Annotated in this window: 20 protein-coding genes and 1 tRNA gene; 14 read left to right on the plus strand and 7 right to left on the minus strand. The window is 33.6% G+C overall.

Going from position 1 to position 19,365, the window contains the following annotated elements; all coding sequences use genetic code 11:
• Window positions 1–27 precede the first annotated feature (27 nt).
• Genes acs through rsfS form a run of 5 tightly spaced genes read left to right on the plus strand, consistent with a single transcriptional unit; the run spans window position 28 to window position 5,191 of the window.
• The gene (gene acs / locus THEYE_RS08175; RefSeq protein ID WP_012545569.1) at window positions 28–2,115 is read left to right on the plus strand and encodes an acetate--CoA ligase alpha subunit; all 2,088 of its coding nucleotides are present in this window, start codon (window positions 28–30) and stop codon (window positions 2,113–2,115) included.
• 23 nt (window positions 2,116–2,138) lie between these two features.
• Window positions 2,139–3,194 carry a DRTGG domain-containing protein gene (locus THEYE_RS08180; protein WP_012545048.1) on the plus strand — a complete coding sequence of 352 codons (1,056 nt, stop codon included), beginning with the start codon at window positions 2,139–2,141 and terminating at the stop codon, window positions 3,192–3,194.
• Window positions 3,191–4,066: an acetylglutamate kinase gene (gene argB / locus THEYE_RS08185; protein ID WP_012544977.1), complete on the plus strand. Its 876-nt coding sequence runs from the start codon at window positions 3,191–3,193 to the stop codon at window positions 4,064–4,066. The genes THEYE_RS08180 and argB overlap by 4 nt, the downstream gene beginning before the upstream one ends.
• Window positions 4,066–4,776, plus strand: a complete 711-nt coding sequence (locus THEYE_RS08190; protein WP_012546112.1) for a 16S rRNA (uracil(1498)-N(3))-methyltransferase — start codon at window positions 4,066–4,068, stop codon at window positions 4,774–4,776. The genes argB and THEYE_RS08190 overlap by 1 nt, the downstream gene beginning before the upstream one ends.
• 37 nt (window positions 4,777–4,813) lie before the next feature.
• Window positions 4,814–5,191, plus strand: a complete 378-nt coding sequence (gene rsfS, locus THEYE_RS08195; RefSeq protein ID WP_012546466.1) for a ribosome silencing factor — start codon at window positions 4,814–4,816, stop codon at window positions 5,189–5,191.
• Here rsfS and THEYE_RS08200 read toward each other — a convergent pair.
• Genes THEYE_RS08200 through THEYE_RS08225 form a run of 6 tightly spaced genes read right to left on the minus strand, consistent with a single transcriptional unit; the run spans window position 5,157 to window position 9,688 of the window.
• On the minus strand, window positions 5,157–5,906 hold the full coding sequence (locus THEYE_RS08200) for an energy transducer TonB (protein ID WP_012545592.1): 750 nt from the start codon (window positions 5,904–5,906) through the stop codon (window positions 5,157–5,159). The two genes, rsfS and THEYE_RS08200, sit on opposite strands and share 35 nt — an antisense overlap.
• A gap of 4 nt (window positions 5,907–5,910) precedes the next feature.
• Entirely contained in the window at window positions 5,911–7,047 is a 1,137-nt protein-coding gene (locus tag THEYE_RS08205) for a geranylgeranyl reductase family protein (protein WP_012546404.1), read from the minus strand.
• 5 nt (window positions 7,048–7,052) lie between these two features.
• Window positions 7,053–7,493: a universal stress protein gene (locus tag THEYE_RS08210; RefSeq protein ID WP_012546571.1), complete on the minus strand. Its 441-nt coding sequence runs from the start codon at window positions 7,491–7,493 to the stop codon at window positions 7,053–7,055.
• A gap of 9 nt (window positions 7,494–7,502) precedes the next feature.
• Complete coding sequence (locus THEYE_RS08215) at window positions 7,503–8,264, minus strand: type III pantothenate kinase (RefSeq protein WP_012545475.1); 762 nt, start codon at window positions 8,262–8,264, stop codon at window positions 7,503–7,505.
• On the minus strand, window positions 8,264–9,064 hold the full coding sequence (locus tag THEYE_RS08220; protein ID WP_012545308.1) for a biotin--[acetyl-CoA-carboxylase] ligase: 801 nt from the start codon (window positions 9,062–9,064) through the stop codon (window positions 8,264–8,266). The genes THEYE_RS08215 and THEYE_RS08220 overlap by 1 nt, the downstream gene beginning before the upstream one ends.
• A 3-nt stretch (window positions 9,065–9,067) precedes the next feature.
• Window positions 9,068–9,688 (minus strand): MBL fold metallo-hydrolase, encoded by a 621-nt coding sequence (locus THEYE_RS08225; protein ID WP_012545344.1) that lies wholly within the window; start codon window positions 9,686–9,688, stop codon window positions 9,068–9,070.
• Between the two features lie 98 nt (window positions 9,689–9,786).
• On the opposite strand from THEYE_RS08225, the gene THEYE_RS08230 reads away from it, so the two are divergent.
• From THEYE_RS08230 to THEYE_RS08270, 9 genes are all read left to right on the plus strand, one after another.
• A tRNA-Pro gene (locus tag THEYE_RS08230) sits at window positions 9,787–9,861 on the plus strand.
• 385 nt (window positions 9,862–10,246) lie between these two features.
• Window positions 10,247–12,178: a hypothetical protein gene (locus THEYE_RS08235; RefSeq protein WP_164924864.1), complete on the plus strand. Its 1,932-nt coding sequence runs from the start codon at window positions 10,247–10,249 to the stop codon at window positions 12,176–12,178.
• Between the two features lie 407 nt (window positions 12,179–12,585).
• Window positions 12,586–13,578 carry an IS110 family RNA-guided transposase gene (locus THEYE_RS08240; protein WP_428985663.1) on the plus strand — a complete coding sequence of 331 codons (993 nt, stop codon included), beginning with the start codon at window positions 12,586–12,588 and terminating at the stop codon, window positions 13,576–13,578.
• A 240-nt stretch (window positions 13,579–13,818) separates the two neighbouring features.
• Window positions 13,819–14,022: a type II toxin-antitoxin system VapB family antitoxin gene (locus THEYE_RS08245; protein ID WP_012545607.1), complete on the plus strand. Its 204-nt coding sequence runs from the start codon at window positions 13,819–13,821 to the stop codon at window positions 14,020–14,022.
• Complete coding sequence (gene vapC, locus THEYE_RS08250) at window positions 14,016–14,426, plus strand: type II toxin-antitoxin system VapC family toxin (protein WP_012546499.1); 411 nt, start codon at window positions 14,016–14,018, stop codon at window positions 14,424–14,426. The genes THEYE_RS08245 and vapC overlap by 7 nt, the downstream gene beginning before the upstream one ends.
• Window positions 14,427–15,071: 645 nt before the next feature.
• Window positions 15,072–15,800 carry a pyridoxine 5'-phosphate synthase gene (locus tag THEYE_RS08255; RefSeq protein ID WP_012546437.1) on the plus strand — a complete coding sequence of 243 codons (729 nt, stop codon included), beginning with the start codon at window positions 15,072–15,074 and terminating at the stop codon, window positions 15,798–15,800.
• Window positions 15,793–17,259, plus strand: coding sequence for an exodeoxyribonuclease VII large subunit (gene xseA, locus THEYE_RS08260; protein WP_012546335.1), 1,467 nt, complete (start codon window positions 15,793–15,795; stop codon window positions 17,257–17,259). The genes THEYE_RS08255 and xseA overlap by 8 nt, the downstream gene beginning before the upstream one ends.
• Window positions 17,237–17,458, plus strand: coding sequence for an exodeoxyribonuclease VII small subunit (xseB, locus tag THEYE_RS08265; RefSeq protein WP_012545195.1), 222 nt, complete (start codon window positions 17,237–17,239; stop codon window positions 17,456–17,458). The genes xseA and xseB overlap by 23 nt, the downstream gene beginning before the upstream one ends.
• Complete coding sequence (locus tag THEYE_RS08270; protein ID WP_012544934.1) at window positions 17,459–18,217, plus strand: RNA methyltransferase; 759 nt, start codon at window positions 17,459–17,461, stop codon at window positions 18,215–18,217.
• A 34-nt stretch (window positions 18,218–18,251) separates the two neighbouring features.
• Here the strand turns inward: THEYE_RS08270 and THEYE_RS08275 are convergent, their stop codons facing one another.
• On the minus strand, window positions 18,252–19,352 hold the full coding sequence (locus tag THEYE_RS08275) for a radical SAM/SPASM domain-containing protein (RefSeq protein ID WP_012546289.1): 1,101 nt from the start codon (window positions 19,350–19,352) through the stop codon (window positions 18,252–18,254).
• Between the last annotated feature and the right edge of the window lie 13 nt (window positions 19,353–19,365).

The following is a 19,365-nucleotide window of genomic DNA, read 5'->3' on the forward strand; positions in this document are numbered from 1 at the left end:
AAACCTTTTTTTGTGATAGATTATTATATGATTGATTTTATTTTTAATCCATCCTCCATTGCTGTAGTTGGCGCTTCACAAGAAGAAAAAAAAGTGGGCAATGCTGTCCTTAAAAATCTTATTAATGGTTATACAGGCAAAATATATCCTGTAAATCCTGGAAGAACTGAAATACTTTCTCTACCCTGCTACCCTTCTGTATCAGCAATCCCTGACAGAGTAGACCTCGCTATAATAGTAATTCCAGCTAAAGCTGTTGCAGACTCTTTAAAAGATTGTGCAAAAGCAGGAGTAAAAGGTGTTGTTGTTATTACAGCAGGTTTCAAAGAAGTCGGTGGAGACGGAGTTGCAAGAGAAAAAGAAATTGTAGAGATTGTAAGAAGTGCAGGAATAAAAATGGTTGGACCAAACTGTCTTGGTGTTATGAATACAAAAAACAAGATGAATGCTTCTTTTGCTGCTGAGTTACCTCCTGAAGGGAGAGTTGCTTTCTTTTCTCAATCAGGAGCTTTAGGTGTTGCAATCATAGACTGGGCAATAGAGAACAACTTTGGTTTTTCAAAATTTGTAAGCTTCGGAAATAAAGCTGACTTAAATGAAACAGATTTCCTTGAATACTTTGCAAAAGACCCAGACACTGATGTAATTCTGGGATATATTGAAGATGTTATAGATGGCAAAAGATTTATTGAAATAGCTAAAGAAGTTACAAAAATAAAACCTGTAATATTAATCAAATCTGGTGCAACAGAAGCAGGTGCAAGAGCTGCCTCTTCACATACAGGCGCGCTTGCAGGGTCTGATAGAGCTTTTACAGAAGCTTTTAGAAAAACAGGAATAATCAGAACTTCAGGTATTCAAGAACTATTTGATACAGCAGAAATGTTTATTTCAAGAAAAACCCCAAAGGGCAGAAAACTTCTCATTATTACAAATGCTGGTGGTCCTGGAATTATTGCAGCGGATACAGCAGATAGACTCGGGATAAAACTTGATCCAATGACCAGAACATCAATAGATACAATAGCTGAAAAACTTCCTTCAACTGCTTCTCTTTATAATCCTGTTGATATAATTGGAGATGCTACCTCAGAAAGATATAAAATTGTTCTTGATCAAGCTATAAAAGATAATTCTGTAGAAGGAATCTGTGTAATTCTTACTCCTCAGGCAGTAACAGATGTTGATAATATTGCAGATGTTGTAATTTCTTCAGCAAATAATACAGATAAACCCGTTTTTGCAACCTTTATTGGTGGTCAGAGAGTAAGAAATGCGATAAACAAACTTAAAGGGTTTAGAATTCCATGTTTTACTGACCCTTCTATTGCAATTCATGCCTATAGAAAACTTGTTGATTTTGTCCAACTTAAAAGCAAAGAAATATCTGACGAACTTCAGATAAAAATACCTGAACAAAATATTGAAGAAGTGAAAAAGATTATTCAAAGTTTGCAATCCCAGGGAGTTTCTGAAATTGGTGGAGAAGAGGCAATGCAAATACTCTCTCTTTATGGTTTTTCTTTCCCAGAAAGAGCATTGGCAAAAACACCAATGGAAGCTGTGGCAATTGCAGAAAGAATTGGCTATCCAGTAGTCATGAAGGTTTCATCACCTCATATTCTTCATAAAACAGATGTTGGTGGAGTTAAGCTTAATCTTAACAACGATAAAGCTGTTTACAATGCTTTTGTAGAAATAACAACAAATGTCAAAAGAGTTATGCCAGATGCATACATAGAAGGTATAATGATTTATGAAATGGTTACAGGTGGCAAAGAAGTTATTTTTGGAGTAAGTTATGATAGAACATTTGGACACATGATTATGTTTGGACTTGGAGGAATTTATGTGGAAGTTCTGAAAGATGTTTCTTTCAGAATAGTTCCTGTATCAGAACAGGAAGCACTTGAAATGATAACTGAAATTAAAGGTAGCAAAATACTTGATGGAGTAAGAGGTGAAAAACCTTACGATAAAACTGATATAGCTAACTGTATAAGAAAACTTTCCAAGTTGGTTATGGATTTCCCTATAATTAAAGAGATTGATATTAATCCTTATATGGTATTCAATAATGGTGGGATAGGACTTGATGCAAGAATAATAATTTAGTAGCAAAAACAGGGAGGACAAACATGATACCCATTTTTATAATATCAAATCGAGCCTTTACAGGAAAAAACTTTTTTGCTTTAGGACTATCTCTCACTCTTCAAGAACGAGGTTATAAAACAGGTTATATAAGACCACTCGGAAGAATTCCTTTAAAAAAAGGTGAAGAAATATTTGATGAAGAAGCTGTTTTTATAAAGGAGTTATTAGGACTTGAAGAACCATTAAGTGTAATATCTCCTTTCGTTTTTACTTATGAAACACAGTATAAACTTCTTGAAGGCACTGATTTAAAAATAAAAGAAAAAGTTATTAACTCCTTTTCACAGCAAAGTAATAAAGATTTTGTAATAGTTGTCGGACCTAACAACATATTTGAAGGATTTACACTTGGAATTGATGTTATAAGCTTACTACAGGAGACAAATGGAAAGGTTATAGCTATTCAACACTGGGATAGCGAACTTGCAATGGATGACATATTCGGTATAAGACAGTTAAGCAGTGAAAAATTTATAGGTGCAGTTATAAATAAAGTTCCTCCTGAACAGTTTCATTATGTAAAAGAAAAGGTAGTTCCATTTATTGAAGGAAGGGGAATAAAAGTCTTGGGAGTTTTCAAAAAAGATAAATTTCTGGAAGCTGTTACAGTAAGAAGGCTTATGGAAGCAGTAAATGGTGGGCTTGTCTGCTGTGAAGACAAACTTGATGAATTTGTTGATAATCTATCCATCGGAGCAATGGATCCTGAAACAGCACTTTCCTATTTCTTAAGAATTCCGAACAAAGCGGTTATAACAGGCATTCACAGAACAGATATCCAGATAGTTGCAATGGAAACTTCCACAAAGTGTTTAATACTTACTGGCGGAATGCATGTTAATGAAACTGTAACAGGAATTGCTAAAGCAAAAGGTATTCCAATTATTGTTACTGGTATGGATACATTTACAGCAGTTGATAAAATGGAAAAACTTATGGGCAAGGCTGTCATAAGAGAAAAGGATAAAGCATTAAAAGCAAAAGAAGTTGTTAGCACTGCATTTGATATAGAAGAGTTTCTGAGAAGAACTAAATGAATGAAATAGAACAAACACTTCTTGAAAAGGCAAATATCCTTGTTGAAGCACTTCCGTATATAAGAAAATTCTATGGAAAAACCTTTGTAATAAAGTATGGAGGCGCCGCTCAAAAAGACCCTTCTCTTAAAGATGCCTTCGCTCAGGATATTGTTTTGCTCAATTTTATAGGCATAAAACCTATTGTTGTACATGGAGGAGGACCAAAAATTACAGAATTTATGAAAAAACTTGATAAAGAGCCTCAGTTTATTCATGGGCACAGGGTAACTGATAAAGAAACAATGGAGATTGTTGAGATGGTTCTTGGTGGAGTAATAAACAAAGAAATTGTTCAACTTATTAATTCTCATGGTGGAAAAGCTGTTGGACTTACAGGAAAAGATGGAAATCTCCTGAAAACAAAAAAGAAATATTTAAAAATCAATAATGAAGAAACAGATATCGGATTTGTTGGTGAAATAGAAGAAGTCTGTGTAGATGTGTTGGAGAGTTTGCAGGATAAAGGCTTTATTCCTGTTGTTGCACCCATAGGATTTGACAAAAAAGGTCAAAGTTATAACATAAATGCTGATACAGTAGCCTCTGCAATTGCTGTAGCAGTAAAAGCTGAAAAACTTATACTTCTTACTGATGTTAAAGGAATAACCGATGAAAACAACAATCATATTCCTACTCTTAAAAATGAGGAAGCTTTAAAATTGATAGAACAACAAATTATTAGCGGAGGGATGATTCCGAAGGTTTATGCCTGCCTTAATGCACTTAAAGGAGAGGTCAGAAAAACTCACATAATAGATGGAAGGATTCCTCATAGTTTACTTCTTGAAATTTTCACTCAAAAAGGTATTGGCACTGAACTAATTTTCTAATGAGTCAAATAAGACTTTGTGTTCAACACTGTGAATTTTTTCCAGGGAAAATTTTAGAACTTTCAAATGAAGACAGAAAATATCTTTTCAATGTTTTAAGATGCCATCCAGGAGATACTCTCTCAATTTTTAATGGTAAAGGAAAAAGCTTTCATGCAAAAATAATTGACTTAAAAACTATAGAGATTCTTCAGGAAGAAGAACTTCATACAGAAGATGTATTTTCAATAACTTTATGTCAAGCTCTACTTAAAGGTGAAAAAATGGATATGATTATACAAAAAGCAACAGAGCTTGGTGTAAAAAAAATTATCCCATTTGTTAGTGACAGATGTATTGTAAGACATACTCGTAAAATTGGAAGATGGGAAAAGATTGCTAAAGAAGCTTCAGAACAATCACATAGAAGCATCGTTCCTGAGATAAGCAATGTGATTAATTTCTCTGAATTGATTAAAAACATAGACAATGGAATTCTTTTCTGGGAAAAGGCTACATCACCTTTAATTCAAACAATATCTGAAGTAAATCATGATAAAAACATATTTTTATTGATAGGACCCGAAGGAGGATTCAGTCAGGAAGAAGTAAGCCAAGCAGAGAAAATGAATATAAAAACAGCTTCCTTAGGCAAAAGAATTTTAAAAGCTGAAACAGCTTCTATAGTCTCAGTTGCATTAGTGAGTTTTTTGCTTCAATGGAAATTGTAATTTTTGAAATTCAATAAATTATGATATAATTAAAACAATGGATTCAAAAGAAAAGGCTTTAAAAACAGCAGAATTCCTTCATGACAAAAAAGCGCAGGATATAAAAATTCTTGAGCTGAAAGAGCTTACCATAATAACTGATTACTTTGTAATCTGTTCTGCTGAAAGCACAACCCAAGTGAAAGCACTGGCAGAATATTTACAAGAAACAATGCAACAGGAAGGGTATAAGCTTTACGGAATAGAAGGTTTTTCACATGCTCACTGGGTTTTAATGGATTATGGTGATGTGATTGTTCATATATTTCTTGAAGAAACAAGACGTTACTATGACCTTGAAAGATTATGGCTTGATGCACCAAGAATTCAAATTGAAAAGATTACCTCAGATAAAAGCCGTGCAGTGTATAGATAAAATGTCCTGTTATTGTAAGAGTATTTTTCTGCCAGTCATCAGGTAATGGCCAGAATGGTTCAGCATCTTTCAGTGCTTTAATTGCTGCATCATCAAGCATTCTATAGCCGGATGTTCTCAAAAGTTCTACAGAAACGAGTTTGCCTTTTTTATCAATTGTAAATCTCAAATAAAGGTCACCATATATACCTCTCTGAGCAGCCTGAGGAGGATACTGCCAGACTCTTTCTATTTTCTCCTTAAGTCTTTCAAGGTATCCCCAATCATTGAATTCTTTTGCAGAAAAACTTAAACCGCGTGATGTTTCTAACTCTTGCTTCTCCTTTGATTTTCTTGAAAGTCGGGCAATTACATCTTTATCAAAAATATTAGGAGACTGCTTAGGAGTTAATTCTGTAAAATGTTTCTCTGTTTTTAAATTCCCTGTGGAAGCAGTTTCTTTCTGTTTATCTTCTTTCTGCCCTTGATTTCCTTTTGGAATAGCACTTAAATATTTTGGTTGTTTTGATTCTCTTATAGGAGGAAGTTTTTCTAATGTCTTAGGTGGAAGAGCTTTTACAGAAGGTGGCATTTTAGGCATCTGCGGAGCTATAGGTACAATTATAATTGAAACAGGCTCTGAAGGTTGTTGAGACTTAAAATAATCCTGTAAAAGCAGCATAAAAATAAATAGTAAAATATGGAAAATACAAGAATAAATTAAAGCTTTTTTCACAATTTTATTTTATCTTAAATGTAGCGATTCTTGAAATAAGACTTCCAAAAGCTTTTAAATAAAGAGGAATAAGTTTACTACCATGTTCTTTCCTCAGCCATAAAGCCATCGCAAGTTCCTGAATAGCAGGATTTCTGTGAATATTAAGCCAGTTGTCTATTCTTTCATCATTGCCAAACATGTAATCCTGAAATTTTTTCATTATGCTAAATTGCTTTAGAAAATTTTCATCCCATAATTTTTTGTAAAGATTTAAATCTTTTTGCACTATTGCTTCAGAGGCAAATTGAGCAGATTTCATAGAATAATATATCCCTTCAAATGAAATAGGCATCACCGTTCCAAGAGTATCACCACAAAAAATAACATTTTCTTTAAAAAAACTTCTTCTTCCCCATTTTGGTATTTTATAAGCTCTTAGCTTGAAAGAATTAATATTTAACTTACCTGCAAACCTTTTTTCAACAAAGTTATCAATAAGAGTTTTTAGTTTTTTAATATCTTCTGCTCCTGTTCCCACTGAAAAATAGTCTACACCGGGGAAAACCCATGAATAAAAAAATGAAGCATGAGAATTACCAAACCAGAATTCGCATGTATCTTTTGTATCTATAAAGTTTTCAAGGACATGTAGACTAACTGTCCAGTAGTATTCAGGTTTTGACCACCCTTTAATAGAGCATACTCTTGAGTTAACTCCATCAGCAGCAATGATATATTTAGAATAAATTTCCAGAACTTCACCAGTTTTTTTTCTAACTGTTAATTTACTATTTTCTATATTTATTAGTTCTGCCTCAATAATTTTTACTCCACTTTTCTCAGCTAACTTTCTCATAAATGAATCAAAGCTCTGGCGATTAAAAATCAGTATTTCTCCACCTTGTAGTGAAACCTCTATTGGTTCTGAAAAAGGAGGGAATATTTTCACCTTTGTTACTATGTTAAAAGGTATCTGATTTTGAAGTTTATTTAAAATATTAAATTCTTTCAGCCCCGCAGACGGAATCCCTCCTCCACAGGGCTTGTTAAATGTAAGGTCTTTTTCAATTAAAACTGTTTCTATTCCCTTTTCTGCAAGTAATCTTGCAGCAGTGCTACCAGCAGGTCCACCACCAACAACTAAAACTTCACACTGCATTCTTACTATTTTTTAGTTACAACAAGAACAGGACAAGGAGCATTTCTTATAACTCTTTGTGTTGTACTTCCAACAAAAAATCTTTCTACTCCACTTCTTGGAAGTGTTCCAATAATAATCAAATCAATACTATTTTCTTTAGCAAACTTTATAATTTCCTCATAAGGAATTCCTCTTAAAACAGCTGTTTCAACATTTTTGAAATCTTCACGAATATCAATACCAAAAGAATCAAGATTTCTTTTGGCATGAGATTCTAAGTCCTTATAAAGTTCGGTTATTGACGGATGAGGAATATGAAGATTTGATGCTTTTTCAATATCATAGATAACATGAAGAAGATATAATTTTGCATTAAACATTTTCGCAAAATCTACAGCATAAGAAAGAGCGTACAAAGACTCATCTGAAAAATCTGTTGGTAAAAGAATCTTCTGAAATTTCATAACACCCTCCTAATTTTTAATGTTTTTTAAGTATATCAATCTCATACCCTCAATTACAAGATATTTATTCAATAAATGTTTTTTATGCATGTATTTTGATAATAACTTAGAATATCCACCCGTTAAAAGAATTATAAGGTCACGGTTTATTTTTTTCTCAATTTCGCTTATTATTCCTTCAACTGCATAAATTGTTCCTAAAACTATTCCACTTAGAATTGCTGAATGAGTATCTTTGCCAAGTACTTCAACATCCTTATTTAAATCAATCAGTGGCAAACTTGATGTTTTTTCATTAAGAGCATAATTCATTGTGCCTATTCCTGGCATTATTGCTCCACCAACAATCTCTTTTTCACTGGTAACGACTGTGATTGTAGTAGCTGTTCCAGCATCTACAACCGCGATATTTTCTTTGAATAATTCATAGGCAGCCACAGAAGCAACAAGTCTGTCAACTCCAAAACTTTCTGGTTTATTAAGATTAAGCTTTAATCCTGAAGGAGTTTTGTAATCTATAACAATTGTTCTATGAGAGATATTTGTAAAAAAATCCAGAAATTTCTCTGTAATTTCAGGTACAACAGAACATATTATACAGTCAAAATTATAATTATCACTGAGAAATGGACAATTAAGGAGTTTCTGATTATCAGTCCAGCTTGATACTTCCTGTGTATCAAATGAAACAATTCTAAAATCAGATTGATAGGGATCTTTGAAAAAAGCAAGATTAATAGTGGAATTTCCTATTTTAACAGCAACAAGCATTATTTTGCTCGGAGTAAAGTAACATCCCCTGCGCAGATTTTTTCATATGTTCCGTCAGTTAGCTTTACAATTAGCCTACCTTCCTCATCTATAGCTTCAGCTGTAGCAATAAGCTCTCTGTCAGATAAAACAATTTTAACTTGCCTTCCTATGGTGCCACTCAACTGCATCCATCGGTCAATAATTGTTTTTCTCTGCCTCTTTTCAAGTAATTGATACCACTTATCAAATTCTTTGATTATTTCCACAGCAAGAAGACTTCTTGAAAAATCTTCTCCTTTACATATCTTAAGAGAAGAGGCTATTTCTTTAATCTCTTCTGGCATATCTTCTTCTGTCATATTTACATTAATACCAATGCCTACTACAGCAGACTTTATTTTTTCTCCTTCAATCTTCATTTCTGTAAGAATTCCACCAACTTTTTTATCATCCACAAGCATATCATTAGGCCATTTAATCAATACAGGCACATCTGCATATCTTCTCAAAGCTGTTGTGCATGCTACAACACTGGTTAAAGTAAGTAATGTAGCATATTTTGGAGGAATAGTCGGTTTTATACCAATGCTCATGTAAAGATTTTTCCCTGAAGGCGAAATCCATTTTCTGCCCAATCTGCCTTTGCCTTTTATTTGTCTATCTGCTACAACAACTGTTCCTGAGGGATATCCCTGTTTTAAAAGTTCATTTGCCTTGCTGTTAGTTGATTCAACCTCATCATAAACTACAATTTCTTTACCAATTTCCTGAATTTTTGAAGACAATAACTTTTTTAACTCTTCTCCTGTAAATTCCATAGTTTACCTCTCTGGTTGAAGTATTATAACATCTATTTTGCCCTTGAGTTTTTCAGCAAAATACTGAGCATCCTTTTCAGAACCAACAATGCTTCCATAATGCATTGGAATTGCTATCTTAGGATTAATATCCAACGCAGCCTGAACTGCTTCTTCAGCAGTCATTACATAAGTTCCTGAAACTGGAAGCAAAGCAATATCAATATCTTTAAAAGACTTCATTTCTGGAATATAATCAGTGTCTCCTGCAATATAAATTCTTTTCCCCATTACTTTGAAAATATATCCAACCCAACCTTTCTCCTTTGGATGAAACTTTTTGTTCAAATTATAAGATGGAACAACCTCTATCTCCACACCTTCTATATTAATTTTATCTCCTGGTTTAACAATAACTTCTTTTGCCTTAATCTTGCCTGAACAATCCTTTGGAAGAGCAATAACTGTGTGAGGAGCTAAAAGTTTTTTTATATCATCAGGACTGAAATGGTCATAATGCTCATGAGTAACAAGAATAATATCAGCCTTATCAGGCTTTTTAATTTGAAAGGGATCCGTATAGATAACTTTTTCTCCTGTAATTTTAAAGCTGTCATGCCCAAACCATTTAATATTTTCTAACATAATACACCTCCGGAAAGGTATTTGATATATAATACTAAATTTTAAGCACAGATAACAATTTGACTTTTTTCAAGGATTTCTATTAGATTAAAATTTATCGGGGCGTAGCGCAGCTTGGATAGCGCACCTGCCTTGGGAGCAGGGGGTCGGTGGTTCAAATCCACTCGCCCCGATAAGTATTTTCAAGGGGTTACAGAGTTTCACTCCTGTGTAAGAGTCTCCAACGATAATAAGTGGACTAATTTTGTGCTATCTGCAAATGTCAGCTACAGATTTACCGCATTTAATTCCTTCCAAAACTATTGCCACTTTTTCTTCTGCGGTCTGTTTGATACTTTCGGACATCCTCCCCAGGAAAATGCTTTGCATTGTTTTGTTTTATTTATACTGCCCCTATAAAATTTTTTCTTCCTGCTTATGCAGAAAGTTTAACCTCTACTAATTGACCGTGTCCACTCTCTATTGAATAAGGTTTATTCTTTTATTTTTTCAACTTTCAATTGAAAAAATTTATGTTAATCATTATACTTGAGGGAAAAGGAGAAACTTGAGGTTAAAGTGATAGAAAGGAAAATTTTTTTATTTTCAACTCTTTTCTTTTTACTAATCGCTTTTTATTGCAACTCGTCAGCTCAATCACCCATTGAAGAAAAAAACAAATTTAATCTTTTCGCTCAAGAAACAATAGATTTTAATGAACTCATGCAAAAATATAAGGAATCTATAATTACTATTGATGAAGCTAATATAAAAACTGAAGAAATTTTAGGAATTCCCGTTATTACATCAAGACCTGCCGACACCCCGGAGAAGGAAATTAAGAGGCGGAGAGATATATTAAATATGCAGTATGGACAGGCAAAACAAAGGTTTGAAGATTTAGAAAACCAGGAAGAAGAACCTCAAATCGTAGAAGCTATTCCAGTTGAAGGTTATATAGTAATTAACGGAGGAGAAAAAAGGTTTTATGACAGTAGTCATATAGAAAAAGAACTATTTTACCGAATTAAAGAGACCTTTGTAGGTAATATATTAGTTGTTCGCAAATATAATACTTATAAAAAAGAGTTTGAGAAAAATAAAGAATATGAACTTGATAGCCTTTCAACAAACATAAAAGTGGAGAATTTTTATGGAAAAACCTGTATAAAATGGAGTTATTTTGTGCCAAAATTTTGCACAAGATATGCAAATTTTATTCACTACGAAATCAATAAAGGAGAAATTTATCCTAATTTCTACTCGGGAGTGGTGGACATAGATCAATTAGAGAAAGACCAATTAGAGATAGTAGCCAATACTCCAGAAATAATATTCTATACAAAAGATGGACTTCATTATTCAGACTCTACCAAAGTAGGTTGCACAAGTGGAAGGTGGAAATTAACTAATCATGAACTTGAAAAATTATTAAACATAGGTAGCTTTAAAATAACTAAAAATATCGGAAATGTTGACAAATCGTCAAGCTGCATAACTGGTTCCACCATCACTCTGTATCTCAAAGTCAAAAAGGATGAACCTGAAAAATGCAAAGAACCCAAAAGCGTTAATATAGAAATATTATCCCCTTCAGAGGGAGAAAGGTATATTTTTACAGAACAAAATCCAGGAACTCTTACCCTTGAACTTAGAGCAAAAACTACTCCTGTTAAATATGAAGAATCAATAGAGTGGGAAATTCCTGAGATGGAAGGCTCACATAAGGTATTTCAACCATCTTCGGGTTTGTCCAAACCAAAAGGTCCGACTGTAAAGGTAACATATAACGGATTACCAACACACAGTGAATCCTTCGGTAAACAGAAAGTTAAAGCTCGTCTGAATATTGACGGATGCTCACTTGAGAAGACAAGGGAGATTCTAATTTTTTATCCTCGTGACGAAAAAAACAATCCTCAAGGCAGATATCCCAACTGGTTTTATTACTGGAAGCAGACTCCTGCAGCAATGCCCTTTGGACAAAATGTGAGATTGGCATTTCATTGTGATAGTATTCCAATTGATAAATGCGTTTGTTTGCATGGAGGAGTGGTAGGACAATATAATCCCTATTACTCTGAGCATAAAACAATAAATGTCTGCGATTTAAATAAAAATCTTGAACCTCAAGACAGGCAGAATTTTACTATTAGACTACCAGCGATAAAACTCTCAATTCCATCAACATTAACCAGTAGAAATTTTCTCACATATACGCACATAGATACCTTTGCAGTGATAATCATGCATGAGTTTACCCATTTCAACAATGCACTAACTTTCTGGACAGATGGATACAATCCCGAAAAGGACAAAGATGGAGATACTCTACCTGATCATATTGAAGCTGAACTGGGACTTAATCCTGAGGAGAAACTTTCTCATTGGAAAGATACTCTCCAAGGAACTGACGATGAAGAACTTTTAACTCTTGAAGCCACCTATGACTATCCTTCTGGTAAGTTTGATAAATATGACTGGGGAAAACCAGGAAAAAACTGGAAATAAAATGCCCTCGTTTCCTTTTTTGAATCACAAGCCTGATTTTCAGACCAAAATCCCTGACAGACTAATGCCTACTTTTTTGTTGATTCAAAGCAGCAATTTATACACAAAAAAGTGATATAATATGTGTATAAAAGAGGCTGTTCAATTACTGAAGGTCATCGTATATTAAATAATGGAGGTTAAAGATCGTGGTGATGGTTTACAATTATAGAGGAGGAGTAAAAGTGAAGGAGAGGAAGAGCGAGTTGTCATTGGTCATGCAAGACCGTTCGGAATGTTGCTCCCTCTCCTTGCGCTTCCTGAACCTGAACGGGAACATCAGGTCTGGAACCTGTATTACTTACCACGATGATAGGTTAAAGGAAGTCCTCCGAAAAAATCAATATACTAATAAGGAGGGGTTTATAATGAGCACTTACAAAGTTTTCATAGGTATTGATGTATCAAAGAAGTATCTTAATGCAGCGATACTCAATGGAGACACTACAGTAACGTTTAAGAGCTTATATTGTCCAGAGGAATTTGAGAAGGAATTGAATAGGCATTTGAAAGAGATAGAAAAATCGGAGTTACTAATTGTTATGGAGCATACAGGGGTCTATCATCTAAGATTGGCTCATTATCTGTATGAGAGCGGATATAATGTAGGAGTGATTAATCCTTATTCAATGAGGAAATTTTTTGAGGCAAAGGGCAAGAGAGCAAAGACAGACAAAGTAGACTCCATAGTGATAGCTGAGTATGGGAGGCAATTTTTTGATGGGAAGCTATATAGACCTAAGACAGAGGCTCAGAAGCAAATAGAAACCCGGTTGAGGTTACTTGATGATTTTCAGAGGCAGATAAACATGGTTAAGAACCAGAGGGAAGCATTGAGCCATGTTCCTATGGAAGGCATCAAGAAAGTGCTAAGGTATTATGATGGGATAATAAAGGCACTGAGCAGTAGCATGAAAAAGGTAGAGAAAGAAATACAGAAGCTTTGCAGGGAAAAATTTAAGAAGCAGAGGGAATTACTTGAGAGCATACCTGGGATAAGTGACAGAGCGATAAGTGTAGTAGTATCAATGCTTAGGGGATTTGAGGGGTTTAGCAGAGCGAAGGAAGTAGGGAGTTTTGTAGGGATATGTCCCTCGCCGTATGAGAGTGGAGATACAGTGAGGGGGAGGGGAAGCATAATGAAGAGGGGCAACAGTTATGTGAGGAAGGTTTTTTATATGTGTACACTGTCAGCGATAAGGGTGAATGTATATTGCAAGGGATTATATGAGAGATTATTGAAAAAAGGGAAGTCAAAGAAGTTGGCATTGGTGGCAGTGGGGCATAAGTTGCTCAGGCAGTGTTTTGGAGTATTGAGAAGTGGGAAAGAATTCAATCCCAGTTTGGTAAAAAGCACTTGACAAAAGAACACGGAACATTCCGAGTACCCTCAATGGGTGTGAGGAATCTGACCCTTAGGGTCACCCTGAGCGTAAGCGAAGGGTCTCCTCCTTAAATCGGAAAGAGGAGATTCCTCGTCGCTAACGCTCCTCGGAATGACAGATGGAGGTAATTGAAAAATTTTAGGGCTTGTAATTTATTGAATTTCAATAGGTTACAAGTTTTTGAACAGTCTCTATAAAATTAAAGGAGGTTTAATTATGCGTAGAACCAATATTGAATTAGACGAAAAAATTTTAAAAGAAGCAATGGAATTAACAAAGATGAAAACTAAAAAAGATGTGATTAATTTTGCAATCAGTGAACTTGTTAAAAAGCTTAAGAGAAAAAAAATACTTGAACTTGAAGGTAAAGTCCAATGGGAAGGGAATCTTGATGAAATGAGAGAGGGGAGATTTTGCTAATTGTAGATACAAGTGTCTGGATTGATTTTCTTCGTGGAGAAAAAACAAAAGCCTGTGAAACCCTGCGTGAACTTATTAATTCTGAAGAAGAGATTTATATTACAGAAATAATACTGACTGAAATTCTTCAGGGCATTAAAGATGATAAACTTCATCATATTACAAAAGAATATCTCCTTTATTTTCAAATACTGAGACCGAAAGGAATAGAAACTTATATTAGAGCATCAGAGATTTTTAGAAATTGTAAGAAAAAGGGTAAAACAGTAAGAAAAACCATAGATTGCATTATTGCCTCTATAGCTATTGAAAATAGAGCTACAATTATTCATAAAGATCATGATTATGAAACAATTAGAGAATTCTCTGAACTTAAAACTATAAATATGGGAAATTTTTGTTAAACATCGCTGTAAAAAATGTTAAATCAAAGTTCCGCCGTCTTGAACTTTAAAAAATTTTTTGATATTATTTTATATGTTTCACATTACTAAATCCGATCCAATTCGGGATTCAAATAAAAATCTATTACCCCCCCCCCCCCCCCGAAAAAATCTAAATAAATCAAATAGTTATATTCATGATGTTTTTATATTTACCATTGCTATACGTTTTTTCATAGTTGTTCAATTATTAACTATCATTCCAAAGGGTCTTAACAACTCCGAAAAATCTACCCTGCGAGAATTACTAAAGCAAAGCCGAAAGGTTTCCTGCTCATCATTAAAGGATGAGATTCCTCACTTTGTTTGGAATGACAAAAAAAGGTGTAAGAATAACAGAAAGAGAGGTTGGAATGACAGTCCTATTATGTCAATCTGAGCTTAAGGAAGAGTCTCCTCCTTTTAGCGGAGGAGATTCCTTGTTTGCGGCTTGCAATAACAGAAAAAAGGCGAACAATGGCAAATGAAGGTAAATGAAAAATATTCTGAGTTGTAATTCTTTGATTTATAAGAAATTACAAGTTTTTGAACAGGCTCAAATCAGATTTTGTCAACTATTTTTAAAAAGTGATATAATCAAATCAATCAAATCTCCGGAGGTTAAGTATGGTTATTTTGGGCGTAAATGTTGACCATATTGCAACTGTAAGACAAGCAAGAAAAACTTTTGAACCAGACCCTGTAATGGCAGCAACACTGGCAATTCTTGGTGGTGCTGATGGCATAACCATCCATTTGAGAGAAGACAGAAGACATATACAAGACAGAGACTTAAAAATTCTTAGAGAAGTAGTTCCCTGTGAGCTAAATTTAGAGATGGCTGCAACAGAAGAGATGATTAATATTGCTTTAAATATTAAACCTGATATGGTCACAATTGTTCCTGAAAAAAGACAAGAGCTTACCACTGAAGGAGGACTCAATGTAATTGAACTTAAGGATTCTCTCAAAGAAGCAATAAAAAAAATAAAGGACGCTGGAATTCCTGTGAGTCTTTTTATAAATCCAGAGCGTAATGACATAGAGTGTTCAAAGGATATCGGAGCAGATATGGTTGAGATTCACACAGGATATTACTCTGAATCCAGAGGAGATGTTCAACTTAAAGAACTTGAAAGGATTAAAGACGCAGTAGCTTACTCCATAAGTCTTGGACTCAAAACAAATGCAGGACATGGATTAAACTATTACAATGTAAAATCTATAGCAGCAATAAAAGGACTAAGAGGACTTTATATTGGTCACAGTATAATTGCAAGAGCTGTTCTTGTAGGAATTGAGAAAGCTGTAAGAGAGATGAAAAATCTCATCAAAGAGGCATGTATTAATGCTTAAAACAGATGTAATTTATCAAACTCTTTCCCAGTATTTAACCGAAATCAAAGAACTTATTCAGGAAGTTTCTGATTATCAGTGGATTATTGCTGAGATAGCAAAAATAGATTGTGATAAAAATGGACATTACTGGATTGAACTTGTTGAAAAAAAAGACAATGAAATTATTGCCCAATGTGGTGCGGTTATATGGCGTGGTAATGTTGAAACAATCTCTAACTTTTACCTTAAAACAGGAATTGAAATCCAAAAGGGTATAAAAATTCTTTTCATTGGAAAAGCTACATTTCATGAGAAATATGGTTTTAAACTAAATATTCTTCAAATTGACCCGTCCTTTACCATTGGAGAAATGGCTCTAAAGAAAAAAGAAACAATTGAAAGACTCACCAAAGAAGGACTTATTGATAAAAATAAGTTTATTAAGATTCCACTTATTATTCAAAAAATTGCAATTGTATCAAGTAAATCTGCGGCTGGATACGAAGATTTTTTAAAGATTTTAAAAGAAAATAAATACGGATTTAAATTTTATACTAAACTCTTTGATGCTTTTGTTCAGGGAGAAACTGCCGTGAATTCCTTAATAAATGCTTTTCAGAGATGTAGTCTTGAATTTAAAGATTTTGATGCTATTATTTTAATTCGTGGTGGAGGCTCTGTTGCTGACCTTGCAATTTTTAATGATTATGAACTTGCAAAAACAATGGCTTTAATGCCTATACCAGTGTTTACAGGGATAGGACATACAAGAGATGAAACTGTTGCAGACTGTGTTGCTTCAATGTCTTTTAAAACACCCTCTGAGGTAGCAAAATTTATTCTTGACAGAGCATTAGATTTTGACTCAAAAATTGACAATCTCAAACAGAGAATTCTTCATAAAGTTGAGGCTTTTTTAAATACTGAAATTTCAAAAAATCAGAGTCTTCAGGAAAGATTTAAACTGGCAGTGAAAAACTCAGGAGAAAAACTGTCTCAAAAGATGAACTTGATTGTAAGCGAGATTCATAATGGTATCTTGAAAAAAGTTCACAGCGAAAAGGAGTTCTTATTCTCACTTAAACAGAATCTTCATAAAAAGACAAATTATATACTAAAAACAAAAGAAGTTGAAATCACAAATCTCAGTAACAGAGTAAAAATGAAAATGAGAGAGAATATTACACGAGGAAATTTCACGATAAAATCTTACAAAGAAAAGCTTTTTACAAAATTAAAAAATACTCTTGCATTAAAAAATATTGAGATAGAAAGACTACGGGAAAAACTTCATCTTCTAAGCCCAGAAAATATTTTAAAAAGAGGTTACAGCATAACTTATTTGAATGGAAAGGTTTTGAAAAACTCTCAAGAAGCTTCCATTGGCGTAAAAGTTCAGATTCAACTTTATAAAGGGAAAATATATGGACAAGTAATAAATAAGGAGGAAGATTATGGAGAACCTAAGCTATTCTAAGGCTATTGAAGAAATAGAAGAAATTTTAAAGTACATAGAGTCTCAAGAAGTTGATGTAGATGTGCTTGTTGAAAAAGTAAAAAGAGCAACTGAGCTTATTCGTTTTTGTAAAAGCAAACTTAAAACTGCTGAAGAGGAACTTCACAAAACTCTTATTGAGCTTGAAGGTTCTAATCTGACGGAGGAAGAACCATTTTAAATGCCTACCCTAAATCATTCCTGGAAAGAAAATGTTTATTTTGTTTTAGTTGAACCAAAGGAATCAGGAAATATTGGCGCTTCTGCAAGAGCAATAAAAAATATGGGTTTCACAAATCTTACACTTATCAATCCTGTCCCACTTCAGGATGAAGCATACTGGATGGCATGGGCAAGCAAAGACGTTCTTGAGAAAGCTCAGATTTTTAGAGAACTTGATGAATCATTAAAAGATAAAGCATTAATCATTGGAACAACTCGTAGAAGAGGAGCAAAAAGAGGAGCAATTATTGATGTAAAAGATGGCGTAAAAAGAGTTTATGAAGTAGCTCAGAATAATAAAGTTGCTATACTTTTTGGGAGAGAAGACAAAGGGCTTTTCAATGAAGAAGTTGAAAAATGTGGATATCTTATAACTATTCCTACATCGCTGTTACAACCCTCTTTAAATCTTGCACAGGCAGTTTTAATTGTTGCATATGAACTTATGAGGTGCGAGGAGTTGAAAGATTTTCATATGAACCGTCAGTTTTATGTAAGTCAAACAGAGCTTGATAAACTTTATGAAAGGCTCTTTAAGCTTTTGAAAAAAATTGACTACATACCTGATAACCCTGACATTGAAAAAAGAATAATAAATAATTTTAGGCATTTTTTCGGACGAACTGGACTTACATTCTGGGAACTTAAACTCCTTCACGGACTTTGTACTCATATAGAAGAATTAATAGCTAAATGTCAAACCAACCCAAAAGCCTGAAATTTGCAACTTCTTGAAAGTTAAGACTGTAGAGTCAGTAAAGTTTGATTTTTTTATAAAAGAAAGGTTTAAGAGTTTTCAAAGCTAAGATTGATAAACAAGGTTTTAAAAGCCACGAAAGTAATGATTTACTTCCAATGCATCTTTTGCAGTAAGGATGAATAACTTTGAATTTTTTAAATCCTTCAACTATTTCTCTTAAGTAATCGGATGAGAGAATTTCTTTTAATGACGATTCTTTAACATTCCCGATTTTTGTGTTTCCATCAAAATCTACACAACACAGGGTAACATCACCATTGTAAAGAATACTGAAATGATCTCTCATACCAAAACAGTATCCTGCCCATGCTTTGTATATTTTGCCATCATAAAAAGCATTTCCCCAGTCTTCAAGTATATAGGTTTCAAAAAAAACATTTGAATAAACCTCTACAACATTCCATTTATAAGAGACCAGTTTATCTATTTTTTTGTATGCATTTTCTATTAAGCTTGTATTAACATTCAAAGCTTCATAAATCTTTCCTGCCCAGTATTTAAAAGTATTTCTCAGTTCATCTGTAGATGAAATAACTCTTATTGGTCCTATTTTTCTTTCCATATCCTTTTTCCGAAAGCTTGTATTTAAAAAACGAAACTTAAAAATAGTATCACTATGCTTTGAGTAATATGCTGTGAAAAAATTAAAAATTCCTTTTAAATAATCATCAAATGTAAGGTGAGCCTTTCTTAAATTAAAGGATTTTGCATCCGGTGTTTGAAGTGAAATATCTATCTGATAAAGCGGATAATCAAGAAGCTTTTCACCGACTTCTCCTCCGAGACCTGCTCCATTAGTTGTAAGCCCTACTTTTATTCCTGTTTTATCTGAATACGATAAAATCTCAAAAAAATCTGGATGGAGTGTAGGCTCGCCCATTACATGGAATGTTATTTTGTCACAGATATTATTTTCATGAATCTCTGAAATTAATTGTATTGCAAGTTTTTTATCCATATATCCCCGATTTCTCTTCATAACAGATTTTGGACAAAAAATACAGTTAAAATCGCATATATTTGTAAGTTCAATATGTACTCTTTGAAGAGGAATATCTATATGCCCAAATTTTTGTTTTCCAAAATTGTTCATGCTTTAAACTATC

Origin of the sequence: Thermodesulfovibrio yellowstonii DSM 11347 (assembly GCF_000020985.1) — a bacterium.
GTDB classification, from domain to species: Bacteria; Nitrospirota; Thermodesulfovibrionia; order Thermodesulfovibrionales; family Thermodesulfovibrionaceae; genus Thermodesulfovibrio; species Thermodesulfovibrio yellowstonii.

What these genes read in the sequence shown, in the direction of transcription:
- acs (WP_012545569.1), top strand. Translation starts at nt 28, where the DNA reads ATGATTGATTTTATTTTTAATCCATCCTCCATTGCTGTAGTTGGCGCT.
- THEYE_RS08180 (WP_012545048.1), top strand. Translation starts at nt 2,139, where the DNA reads ATGATACCCATTTTTATAATATCAAATCGAGCCTTTACAGGAAAAAAC.
- argB (WP_012544977.1), top strand. Translation starts at nt 3,191, where the DNA reads ATGAATGAAATAGAACAAACACTTCTTGAAAAGGCAAATATCCTTGTT.
- THEYE_RS08190 (WP_012546112.1), top strand. Translation starts at nt 4,066, where the DNA reads ATGAGTCAAATAAGACTTTGTGTTCAACACTGTGAATTTTTTCCAGGG.
- rsfS (WP_012546466.1), top strand. Translation starts at nt 4,814, where the DNA reads ATGGATTCAAAAGAAAAGGCTTTAAAAACAGCAGAATTCCTTCATGAC.
- THEYE_RS08205 (WP_012546404.1), bottom strand. Translation starts at nt 7,047, where the DNA reads ATGCAGTGTGAAGTTTTAGTTGTTGGTGGTGGACCTGCTGGTAGCACT.
- THEYE_RS08210 (WP_012546571.1), bottom strand. Translation starts at nt 7,493, where the DNA reads ATGAAATTTCAGAAGATTCTTTTACCAACAGATTTTTCAGATGAGTCT.
- THEYE_RS08215 (WP_012545475.1), bottom strand. Translation starts at nt 8,264, where the DNA reads ATGCTTGTTGCTGTTAAAATAGGAAATTCCACTATTAATCTTGCTTTT.
- THEYE_RS08220 (WP_012545308.1), bottom strand. Translation starts at nt 9,064, where the DNA reads ATGGAATTTACAGGAGAAGAGTTAAAAAAGTTATTGTCTTCAAAAATT.
- THEYE_RS08225 (WP_012545344.1), bottom strand. Translation starts at nt 9,688, where the DNA reads ATGTTAGAAAATATTAAATGGTTTGGGCATGACAGCTTTAAAATTACA.
- THEYE_RS08240 (WP_428985663.1), top strand. Translation starts at nt 12,586, where the DNA reads ATGAGCACTTACAAAGTTTTCATAGGTATTGATGTATCAAAGAAGTAT.
- THEYE_RS08245 (WP_012545607.1), top strand. Translation starts at nt 13,819, where the DNA reads ATGCGTAGAACCAATATTGAATTAGACGAAAAAATTTTAAAAGAAGCA.
- THEYE_RS08255 (WP_012546437.1), top strand. Translation starts at nt 15,072, where the DNA reads ATGGTTATTTTGGGCGTAAATGTTGACCATATTGCAACTGTAAGACAA.
- xseA (WP_012546335.1), top strand. Translation starts at nt 15,793, where the DNA reads ATGCTTAAAACAGATGTAATTTATCAAACTCTTTCCCAGTATTTAACC.
- xseB (WP_012545195.1), top strand. Translation starts at nt 17,237, where the DNA reads ATGGAGAACCTAAGCTATTCTAAGGCTATTGAAGAAATAGAAGAAATT.
- THEYE_RS08270 (WP_012544934.1), top strand. Translation starts at nt 17,459, where the DNA reads ATGCCTACCCTAAATCATTCCTGGAAAGAAAATGTTTATTTTGTTTTA.
- THEYE_RS08275 (WP_012546289.1), bottom strand. Translation starts at nt 19,352, where the DNA reads ATGAACAATTTTGGAAAACAAAAATTTGGGCATATAGATATTCCTCTT.